Below are 9,505 nucleotides of genomic sequence, written 5' to 3' on the forward strand. Positions count from 1 at the left end.
TGATAAAGATTAAAGTCACATCACTGCATACCGGTCTGCCGACTCCGGTGCATGGCCTTTTCCGATAATCACAAGGACGGACGGGTGATTATATCTGTGCATAGTATGTCTGAGCAGCATCAGAAGGCACTGTCAGCCGCTGGCAGATTTAACCCCCTTAATCGCCAAACTGGGATCAGTCCTGATAGTGTCCTTCCGTCCTGGAGAGGGTTGCTAACACTTGTTCCCATGATACGAAATGCGCCAGCTGATACAGATTAACGTCTCATTGCCCATGCCGGTCTGCCGACACCGGTGCATGGCCTTTTCCGATATTCGCAAGCACAGATGCTTGATTTTTTCAGGGTGTAATATACCTGAGCAGCATCTGAAGGCACTTTCAGTCGCTGTCAGATTTAACACCCTTAATCGCCAATCTGGGATTTTATGATGTTAACCTCCAGTTCAAGACCCTTGCTCCCATGATGCGAACCTTGCCACCTGATAAAGATTTACGCCTCATTCCTGTATGCAGGTCTTACGACTCTAGTGCACGGACAATTTTCGGTCATAACAAGACCTGGCGGAAGATTTAATCAGGCGTGGTGTGACTGAGCAGAAGCTGGGGCAATGTCAGCCGCTGGCAGAAAAAACCCTTATTCGCCATCTCAAACCGTCATTATGGGTAGTCCTTTTAACTTTCTCAGGACCATTAAGCTTAAACTCCGTTTAGAGAATGACGTAAGATTTAGGCTAAGCAGGTTAAGTGATCCCTCTCCCGGGTTGAACACTATATTCATCGTACGAGCGGAAGATTGTCCTTCGGGAAATATTTCTTAAACACCGCTCGGGATCTTATTGCCACTGGCGGATTTAACCCCCTTAATCGCCATACTGGGGTTCTGTCCTGATGCTGGCCTTCAGTTCTGGGCTTGGGTTGCTATCGCTTGCTCCCATAATGCGAAATGTGCCTCCTGATACAGATTAACGTCATATTCCTGCGTGCCGGTCTGCCGACACCAGTGCACGGGCTTTTTTCGGTCATCACATTTCCGGGCAGGAGATTCTATCAGGGCGTGGTGTGACTGAGCAGCAACTGGGGCACTGTCAGCAGCTTGCAGATTTAACACCCTTAATCGCCAAACTGGGATTCTGTTCTGATGTTGACCTTCCGTTCTGGGCGGGCTTTGGTTTACTAACACTTACTTCCATAATACGAAATGTGCTTGATGATGCAGATTAAATTCACATTACTGCATACCGGTCTGCCGACACCGGTGCATGGGCGATTTCCGACGATCTCAAGAACATATGGGAGATTATATCAGGGAGAGTAGTATGCCTGAGCAGCATCTGAAGGCACTGTCAGCCGCTGTGAGATTTAACCCCCTTAATCGCCAAACTGGGGTTCTGTCCTCATGCTGGCCTTCAGTTCCGGGCTGGGTTGCTATCACTTGCTCACATAATGCGAAATGTACCTGCTGATACAGATTAACGTCATATTCCTATATGCCAGTCTGCCGACATCAGTGCTTGGGCTATTTTCGGTCAAAACAAGACCTGGCGAGAGATTTAATCAAGCGTGGTGTGACTGAGCAGCAGCTGGGGGCACTGTCATCCGCTTGCAAATTTAACCCCCTTAATCGCCAAACTTGGGTTCAGTCCTGATGTTGGCATTCCGTTCTGGGCGGCGTTGCTATCACTTGCTCCCATTATGCGAAAAGTGCCTGCTGATACAGATTAACGTCATATTCATGCATGCCGGTCTGCCGACACCAGTGCACGGGTTTTTTTCGGTCATTACAATACCGGGCAGGGGATTAAATCAGGGCGTGGTGTGACTGAGCAGCAGCTGGGACACTGTCAGCCGCTGGCAGATTTAACCCCCTTAATCTCCACACTGGGGTTGCCTCCTTAAGTTGGGTTTCATTTCGGGGTGAGGTTGCTAACTCTGCTCCCATAATTCGTAGTGTGCCTCCTCAAGAGATTAACACCTCATATCTTTAGACTGGACTGACGACAACGGTTCACAGTTAGGAAACGTATATCAGCACACCGGTGAGATAGATTTTAGGGTCTAAGCAAGAAATAGGGTAGGCGTGAAGATTCATTAATGGAGCTCTTAACTTCAAAGCGTAGAGAAGGAGACAAGAATCGTGGTTTAAACAGGTTGTGCATTAGGTATGGACTAGAGAGTCTGAGCTCACATCTGCAAGTTAAGCTCACAAAAAATCATAAAAAAGTAAACAAACATTAGCTTAAGATTGAAACTAAGGATAGAATTGTACGCATAACAAGGAAATGGACGCATTATACGTAAAGTTTACATATATGCGTAAAAGTCGGTTTTCAGTGCAAAAAGGTCATAACCATGAATTTACTTGAAAAGATCGCCCTCGTTGGTCAGCGCATGAAAAGCGAGCAGATTTCTCTAAAGGAATCTCTGATGGCTTCATCAAGAGTATCTGTTTCTGATGATAGTGTTGATGGTGTTGATAGACTGATCTATAACCACTGTTTGAATAAAAAAAATCTCTCTGATTTTTTTGGGAAGTCACGAGTAACGTTCAATAAAATACTTTCGGACTTAGAAGAAAAAGAACTTGTTGGTGCACCTATTTATCAAAACAAAAATCATCTTTACACCCGCTGGGATGTTCAAAAAATAATGGATGCCCTGGGTTATCCCAAGTACCGCGATCATTACTTTAGCAGAGCTATTGTTACTCAGAATCATAAAGGCGGTACAGGGAAAAGCACTACATCTGTAGCTTTAGCAGTAGCAGCTGCTTTAGATCTACAACTCAATGCACGTGTATTAATGATCGAATGGGACCCACAAGGTTCGATTGGAAGCAGCATGATTCAAAGTGTCTCAGAAGATGATGTCTTCCTTACAGCAATTGATGCAATCCTTGGAATTTATGAAGAAAATTCTGAGTATAAAAAATATTTAGATTCAGGATTCTCTGAAGAAGAAATCATCACTAATATGCCTTTTTCAACGCATCTGCCAAACTTGGACGTAATAACGGCTTTTCCGACAGATGCTCGTTTTAAAGATAAATACTGGCAATGTTCTAGAGAAGAACGTACGTCTTTGTTACTACGTTTCAAGGAAGTTATCTTACCGGTACTGAAGCAGAACTATGATTTGATTATTATAGACACTCCACCTGAAGATTCACCTTTGATCTGGGCTGCTGACGAAGCGGCCGATGGGATTCTTGTCGCAGTGTCACCACGTGAATATGATTACGCCTCTACTACAGACTTCATGCTTACAATAAGTGAAAGGTTTAAACAATCACCAAGTAAGGGCGACAATTTAAAATGGTTCAAAGTTCTTGCTGTCAATGTAGATGACAAAAGTCCATATGAAAGAATAGTTTTGGATAAATTAATCAGAACTGTTCAGGACCTTTTGATGTCCGCTAACATAAAAAATTCTGAAGCATTTAAGGCAGCTGCTTCCAAAGGGCGTACAGTGCTTGATATCAAAAAATCAGAGGAACTTTGTTCCGCAAAGCAGCTTGATGTCGCAGAAGAATCTGTATTACAGGTATATCAGCAATTTATAAATGAAATAAAAAGTTTTTCAGCTAAGCAAGGAGTTAACGCATGAGCGATGAGCAACATATCGGGAATGATAAATCTCGATATTTAAACGCACCAAAGCGGACAGAAGTCGGTCACCGTTCAGGTCTTGCGGGTTTGAAAACAGCACCTCGCATAAAAAAGTTATTCACTCTTCATAAGGGCCGGAGACTTGAAGCGGAACATGTGATTGTTCCAGCCCAGAGAGTGGAGAAGGAGACCTTAGTCCATCCAGCGAACCCACGAAATCAAGAAGCCCTTACAGATTATTCTGTTAGAGATATTCTTAAGCAGATTGAAGAAAGAGGGGTCGATACCGAAGGGATCGCTGTAAAAAGAGATGGGGTTTATTTATTAATAGAAGGAAGTCGCAGACGTTTCTGCTGTATAAAGGCAGAAAAGGATCTCCCCCTGTGGGTTCTTCCGGATGAACTAACCGAAGATGATATAAATTCAATTATATCCGCAGCACAAACATCTCGAAAATTTTCATATAGAGAAGTTGGGTTTCAATTTATCAAAAAAATGGAAGAAAAAGGATTTTCTACTAATGAAGAACTCGCAGCATATCTTGGGATTAGTCATGTATCGGTAGCCAAAAGAATCCAGGCGGCCCGTATTGACGAAACATTGATCTCTTTATTCCCGGATTATGAAGGAATCCCGAACTCCTATTATAGTCGCTTGTCTCGTTTACAGAAATATGTGCAAAAAAATCTATTTCCTTTAGATGAAGTAATAGATAATGTTAAAGAGGAAACAAAAGATTTAGACATTGGAGATCTCCAGGTTGCTCAAAAAGTTGTAATGGAAAAAATCACACAATCTGTGGAAAGTGTTTGTGAAAAAACTTATTCCACAAAATGGGAAACAAGTGATCTTATTACTTTTGATAACAAAGATAAGTATGCAAGAATCAGTAAAAACAATACTGGTAGAAAAATTCGCTTTGAATTCAATAGGATAAATGCGGGTTTTATTAAGGAACTAGAGGAGTTCATAAAAGAAAAATTAAAAGTATCAGAATAAATATTGAACTGCATCTTTATGATGCAGTTCATATGATTTATATTTTTAATTTCTTGTTATATTAATATGGGGTGTGCGCAGGTTCAGACATATAAGGTCTTAGTTCTATATGAACAGAAGCGCCATTCCCATCATTTACTACGTTTAAAGGTGCTTTTCCCGGCAATGACATAGTTGCAACGTCAGGTCCAGAAACAGCAAAATTATTTTCTGCTGAAGGCATTACTGTAAAAATCTTTATAGCAACATTTTCATGTCTAAATAATGAAATCCCAAAAGTAGAACCAGCTTCGGTATTGCTCACGTCCACAACCACAGGGGTTTTTCCTAGATATTCATTAGTTAGTATGTTTTTTACTAATGCCCCTTCCGGGACAGTATAGATACGGTATGGATATGCTAAAGCCGTGTGACAAAAACATATTAAAATAACAATTAATGTTTGTTTCATAGATTATCCTCATTCAAAAATAAAAGATATAACTCTTGAAAATCGTGGTTAGTAATTAGGTCCGCTTTTCCGGGAAAATCGTAACTAACAGAAAATAAAAGCGAAAGCGAATCTTTTCCTTTTGCTTTGGGAGAGATTCTGCTAAAAGCACGGTTAATAAACATAAGTTGATCTTCATTGTTGAAGCAAAGTCCAAGCATTCCAACCGTAGGAACTACGAATGTGCTTACGCTGCCTGGGGGCAAAAGTTGCTTACTACGGGCATTGTAAGCACAACGACTACCACCTAGCGTTAGGCCTGAAAGCTCAATAAAACTTCTGGTTCCATTCTTGGCGACAAGCCAAACATCAGTTCCTGAACTTTCGACACGTAAAGTAACTTTTCCGTCAGTAAAGGCCTCACTTTTATTGTATAGAATAGGGTCAAAACCAACTGTCGGGAGTTCTTCGATTTTACTTTCTACTGACTGACAACCAGTCAGTAATGCAAACAATAAAAGTGTGATAACTTTAATCATCCCGCTTCCTTAGATTGTTTTTGGCGCTCGTTATAAAAGATAATGATTCACCGGGGTAGAGAATTGTTTCTTTCGTCCAATAACCATAACCACCGAGGATATTTTTTCTTTTCTCAATATAAACGGGTTCAGAAAATACTAAATGTTGATATTTAGGAAGAGATAAGATTTCATATTTTCCTTGTCCAACTAAGAGGTAATTCTTCTCTTTAGGATTGATGGTTACTGGATTACCAACACTTTGAGGTATGTTAAGTTTTTTTATATTTAGGTCAGAATAGTCAGGAACGGACACTTGATCATTAGACGTATTTCCGGGAAGAGTAAACCCTTTACCCTGATCCGGTCCAAAGATGGCAATTATATCTTTGTTGTTTCTTGTGATCGAAACGATAGCCTGAAGGGGCGTATTAGCAAGGTCATTTATAAACGATATAGTTAGACTTGATTTTGGCTCGACCCAAACAATGCTTTTTCCGGATGTGCCTTCGCTTAATGCAATTTTTTCATTTAGTAAGATTTTATTTTTGGCAATGATATTATACTCAAGTTTTGGTATCACAATAAAAAGTGATTCTTTATTTGAAACATTCATGATTTCTAAGAAATTGGTTTTGGTCATGCTGGTCTTTAGAACAGGCCTATATTTACCATTTATAAACCACCTTCCGTTTATAAGCTCCGCTTTAGCAGATATAAGTGAATCACTTTTCTGTGCGGCAGAAGAAAAAGCATCTTTTCTATGCTCTTTCTCTTGATGTGGTGCAGCTGCTGCGTGAAGATGCAAAAGTAATGTTGAAATTGAGATAATCTTCCAATTTATCTTCATCTTGTTACCTCAATGTTGTTTTCAATCGAATCGAGTTCTAAAGGATAGGTTTTAAGTGAATAAAACTTGTTTGTTGTTTGTATTAGCTGATGACACAATAAAACTGGATTGTTCTTCATGATTATTTCTACTAATGTAAGTGCTGGTGAGTCAGTTTGCGGTATACCCGGAGCAACTATTACCTGGTCTTCTAATTTTGACATATAGAGTGATCCAGTATTTATATGCAAACAATTACCGATCAGTACTGGAAGATTGTTTTGAGTACGACCATGGGCTTTTCGAATGCTGTTTACAGGATTCCTACCTAGGACCATAAGGTTGACGTCATTTATCATCATTGGTATTACGGCATGGTCCATACCGAATAGAAACTGGCTCTGAAAAATATTCACATTGGCATAGTTGAATGCTTGAAGCGCATTATAAGTATCAGTGAATGATGTGCGGATAGGGGCGTAATCAGAAGGGCAAACCCCAATTTTTATATCGCCTTTTAGTAAAATCTGCATCATCGTACCAAGCTGGGTATTAAGAAGTTTTTTTACCTCTTCCTCTAAATAGTAACGATTCACAGCTTTATGCCACTTTCCGCCCATTACACACCATCTCTCATTGAGGTATGTGCTGGGGTAAAATGTTCTCCGGTCTTTGTTTAATGGTAACAATTTTTTTAACATTTCTTCTCCGGCTCCGGCAGCTGAGAAATGCCTCACAAAACGTCCATCGAAAAAGCCACTGTTTATCGCCTTCATCAATTCTATGGGTTCCGGCCCATAGTCAAACAAATTTCCAGTAGAGAAAATTACTATCTCTTCTTCTGGCTTTGTAACTGATTGGATCAAGTTGCACAGCGCAGAGTAATGTCCATGAGGATCTGCCAGAAAGAAAATCCTTCCGGAGAAGTTTGTAAGGTCTATAGTTTGGACGTGCTCAGCTGCCATAAATTCCTCTACGTATGTTTACATCGATGATACGGTATTTCGAACTATGATTTTTTTACAAAAAGGCGTCATTTTGGATTCTAAGCCTAAGGACCTTTGTTACTTACAGGTAAAGGCCCCAGTCCTGGCTCTCAAACAGTTCATACTTAGGATGCAAAGTAACTTTCTGATTATAATTGGCTCCTTTATAAACATGGTTAATACATGAATACAGGAAATTTAACGGTAAGGTATTTAAAATGGAAGGATGCTGAAATAACATAGACTTACGTATTTTTTTAATAGTGTTAATGTTGATAATAGGTCACCATTAATGTATAAAGTTAATATCTAATATGGTCCTATTAATAAAAGAGAGTTTTTATGGCTGAACTATTAAAATCTGAAAGTCCTGTTTCACCATCAGTGCAGGATATCACTGAAGCTTTAAAAATCGTTGTCGATGATGGAAGTAAAGCTGCAAAACTGGTTTGTCTTAATGAAAGAAACGAATTAGTTCCCTTGCTTACACAAAATAGTTTTGTTCCAGATTTCCGTGTTCGCCATGAGGGTCTCAATCCTTTTAACTATCTTATTGATGGGCTGGAAAGGTTTTCGCATCACAGCGAATCTAGTAACTCACTGGAATCGACTGATGTATCTCACCAATACGATGAAATTAGCCGGTTAAATGTTCACCATGCACTTCATGCTTCTGGTTTAGTTCCTCAGGATGTTCACCTCTTTGTTACTTTACCACTTAGCCAGTTCTATACTGCTTTAGGGGAAACGAATATTGAAAATATTCAGAGAAAAAAAGATAATCTGATGAAACCAGTAGAGCGTTATCTTGACGGTAAACGCTATTCTTTTAACGTTTTGTCTGTGACTGTTTTCCCTGAATCTTTACCAGCTGTGACCCGGGCAGATGAAATTGAGGATATTGCTTCATTTGAATCAAGTTTGGTAATTGATCTTGGTGGTACTACTCTTGATGTTGCAAGTATTACTGGGCAATTAGAACAGATTTCGAAAGTAAAAGGTTTTGACCGTATTGGTTGTTCTATTGTTTACGATGAGATCAGCAGGTATCTTGAATCTGAGAAACTGAATACGAGTAATGCTTACATTCATCATCTTGTTGATAATCGTCATGATAAATCAGCTTTGAAGGTTGCAGAGGACAAGCGTGACGGTGTTTTTGATGCGGTAAACTCTGCGGTACAGAAGTTGCAAAGTAAAGTAATCAGAGCGGTTACACAAGTCGAAGAGAGGCCTCATAATGTTTTCCTTGTTGGGGGAGGTTCATATCTCATCGAAACAGCTATTCGTAAACATTTTGAAACGGCTAAAGTTATCATGGTAGACAATCCGCAGTTCGCATTATCTTTGGCAATTGCTGATACTATTTATTCAGAATAATGAGCTAGAACATGGCTAAATACCCTATCTCAAATAAGGCAGATAACGACCGGATTCAGATCCGGTCTTTCTGGATATCCGAAAGAAAAGCACCCTATGTTTATAGTTTCTTGAAAAAAACAGAACTTTGTCATAGGGGTGACCAACTGGATTTAATTAGGTCGGCTATTAGTACCGGGTTGGTATTAAATAATTTATTTCCTGACTTGGCAAATTTTATAAATGGTTTAAACGAAAGATTAACACTTGCAGATCTTAATAGGTTTCTGAATGATGGAAATACTATAGATACTGAACCTAAGCCTCCTATTAATGTATTGCTAGAGAATGTCTTAGATCAAAAGTTTAAGGAGTATTTAACACCTCTACAATTAGATAATTCAAAGCAGGATTCTGTTTCTGTAAAAGAAACCTTCCTTGTACAAAAGGAACATGCCTGCTTTGGTGTGAAGATTGAAAATGAGGGAAGCGATACCTCTATACCATCTGAAAGCCCACTTTCTTCAGGTGCATCCAAAATTTCAAAAGAAAAGTCCATTTCCTCTGTGGTGCCAGTGCTAGAAAAAGTATCGGATGAAAATCAAACCGCCTCCATAAGCATAAAATCTAAAGCTAAGGCAAACAAGCGACTAGCGACTTTGGCAAGATAGGGCTTTGTTGAATAAATCAGATTTCGGGTAAGTCTCCCCCGTAGCGGGTTGTGTTTTCAGGCAATACGCACGCTTTCAGGCATACCTGCTTTCGTCATTTTGTTCAG

9 protein-coding genes are annotated in these 9,505 nt (G+C 39.8%); 5 read left to right on the forward strand and 4 right to left on the reverse strand.

Annotated features, from left to right (window positions below; translation table 11 throughout):
- Positions 1-1,060 precede the first annotated feature (1,060 nt).
- The 3 genes from ACOTX2_RS18865 (at position 1,061) to ACOTX2_RS18875 (ending at position 4,605) form a co-directional block, all read left to right on the forward strand.
- Positions 1,061-1,222, forward strand: a complete 162-nt coding sequence (locus tag ACOTX2_RS18865) for a hypothetical protein (RefSeq protein ID WP_001371949.1) — start codon at positions 1,061-1,063, stop codon at positions 1,220-1,222.
- A gap of 1,128 nt (positions 1,223-2,350) precedes the next feature.
- Complete coding sequence (locus ACOTX2_RS18870; protein ID WP_001050364.1) at positions 2,351-3,604, forward strand: ParA family protein; 1,254 nt, start codon at positions 2,351-2,353, stop codon at positions 3,602-3,604.
- Positions 3,601-4,605 carry a ParB family protein gene (locus tag ACOTX2_RS18875; RefSeq protein ID WP_001278838.1) on the forward strand — a complete coding sequence of 335 codons (1,005 nt, stop codon included), beginning with the start codon at positions 3,601-3,603 and terminating at the stop codon, positions 4,603-4,605. The genes ACOTX2_RS18870 and ACOTX2_RS18875 overlap by 4 nt, the downstream gene beginning before the upstream one ends.
- Positions 4,606-4,666: 61 nt before the next feature.
- On the opposite strand, the gene ACOTX2_RS18880 is transcribed toward ACOTX2_RS18875, so the two are convergent.
- From ACOTX2_RS18880 to ACOTX2_RS18895, 4 genes are read right to left on the reverse strand one after another with little or no spacing between them, the layout of a single operon-like run.
- The gene (locus tag ACOTX2_RS18880; protein ID WP_000815011.1) at positions 4,667-5,056 is read right to left on the reverse strand and encodes a hypothetical protein; all 390 of its coding nucleotides are present in this window, start codon (positions 5,054-5,056) and stop codon (positions 4,667-4,669) included.
- Positions 5,053-5,574: a hypothetical protein gene (locus ACOTX2_RS18885; RefSeq protein WP_000598517.1), complete on the reverse strand. Its 522-nt coding sequence runs from the start codon at positions 5,572-5,574 to the stop codon at positions 5,053-5,055. The genes ACOTX2_RS18880 and ACOTX2_RS18885 overlap by 4 nt, the downstream gene beginning before the upstream one ends.
- Entirely contained in the window at positions 5,567-6,403 is an 837-nt protein-coding gene (locus tag ACOTX2_RS18890; protein WP_000700976.1) for a hypothetical protein, read from the reverse strand. Before ACOTX2_RS18890 ends, ACOTX2_RS18885 begins: the two co-directional genes overlap by 8 nt.
- The gene (locus tag ACOTX2_RS18895; protein ID WP_000718595.1) at positions 6,400-7,347 is read right to left on the reverse strand and encodes a metallophosphoesterase; all 948 of its coding nucleotides are present in this window, start codon (positions 7,345-7,347) and stop codon (positions 6,400-6,402) included. Before ACOTX2_RS18895 ends, ACOTX2_RS18890 begins: the two co-directional genes overlap by 4 nt.
- 363 nt (positions 7,348-7,710) lie before the next feature.
- Here ACOTX2_RS18895 and parM point away from each other — a divergent pair, with 363 nt between their 5' ends.
- Both parM and ACOTX2_RS18905 read left to right on the forward strand, forming a co-directional pair.
- The gene (gene parM, locus ACOTX2_RS18900) at positions 7,711-8,748 is read left to right on the forward strand and encodes a plasmid segregation protein ParM domain-containing protein (protein WP_000818954.1); all 1,038 of its coding nucleotides are present in this window, start codon (positions 7,711-7,713) and stop codon (positions 8,746-8,748) included.
- Between the two features lie 11 nt (positions 8,749-8,759).
- The gene (locus tag ACOTX2_RS18905) at positions 8,760-9,398 is read left to right on the forward strand and encodes a hypothetical protein (protein WP_012695436.1); all 639 of its coding nucleotides are present in this window, start codon (positions 8,760-8,762) and stop codon (positions 9,396-9,398) included.
- The last annotated feature ends 107 nt before the right edge of the window (positions 9,399-9,505 follow it).

It is taken from the genome of Enterobacter cloacae complex sp. IR5412, from assembly GCF_049237385.1.
GTDB classification, from domain to species: Bacteria; Pseudomonadota; Gammaproteobacteria; order Enterobacterales; family Enterobacteriaceae; genus Enterobacter; species Enterobacter intestinihominis.

Coding starts and splice junctions, on each gene's coding strand:
- ACOTX2_RS18870 (WP_001050364.1), top strand. CDS start 2,351: ATGAATTTACTTGAAAAGATCGCCCTCGTTGGTCAGCGCATGAAAAGC.
- ACOTX2_RS18875 (WP_001278838.1), top strand. CDS start 3,601: ATGAGCGATGAGCAACATATCGGGAATGATAAATCTCGATATTTAAAC.
- ACOTX2_RS18880 (WP_000815011.1), bottom strand. CDS start 5,056: ATGAAACAAACATTAATTGTTATTTTAATATGTTTTTGTCACACGGCT.
- ACOTX2_RS18885 (WP_000598517.1), bottom strand. CDS start 5,574: ATGATTAAAGTTATCACACTTTTATTGTTTGCATTACTGACTGGTTGT.
- ACOTX2_RS18890 (WP_000700976.1), bottom strand. CDS start 6,403: ATGAAGATAAATTGGAAGATTATCTCAATTTCAACATTACTTTTGCAT.
- ACOTX2_RS18895 (WP_000718595.1), bottom strand. CDS start 7,347: ATGGCAGCTGAGCACGTCCAAACTATAGACCTTACAAACTTCTCCGGA.
- parM (WP_000818954.1), top strand. CDS start 7,711: ATGGCTGAACTATTAAAATCTGAAAGTCCTGTTTCACCATCAGTGCAG.
- ACOTX2_RS18905 (WP_012695436.1), top strand. CDS start 8,760: ATGGCTAAATACCCTATCTCAAATAAGGCAGATAACGACCGGATTCAG.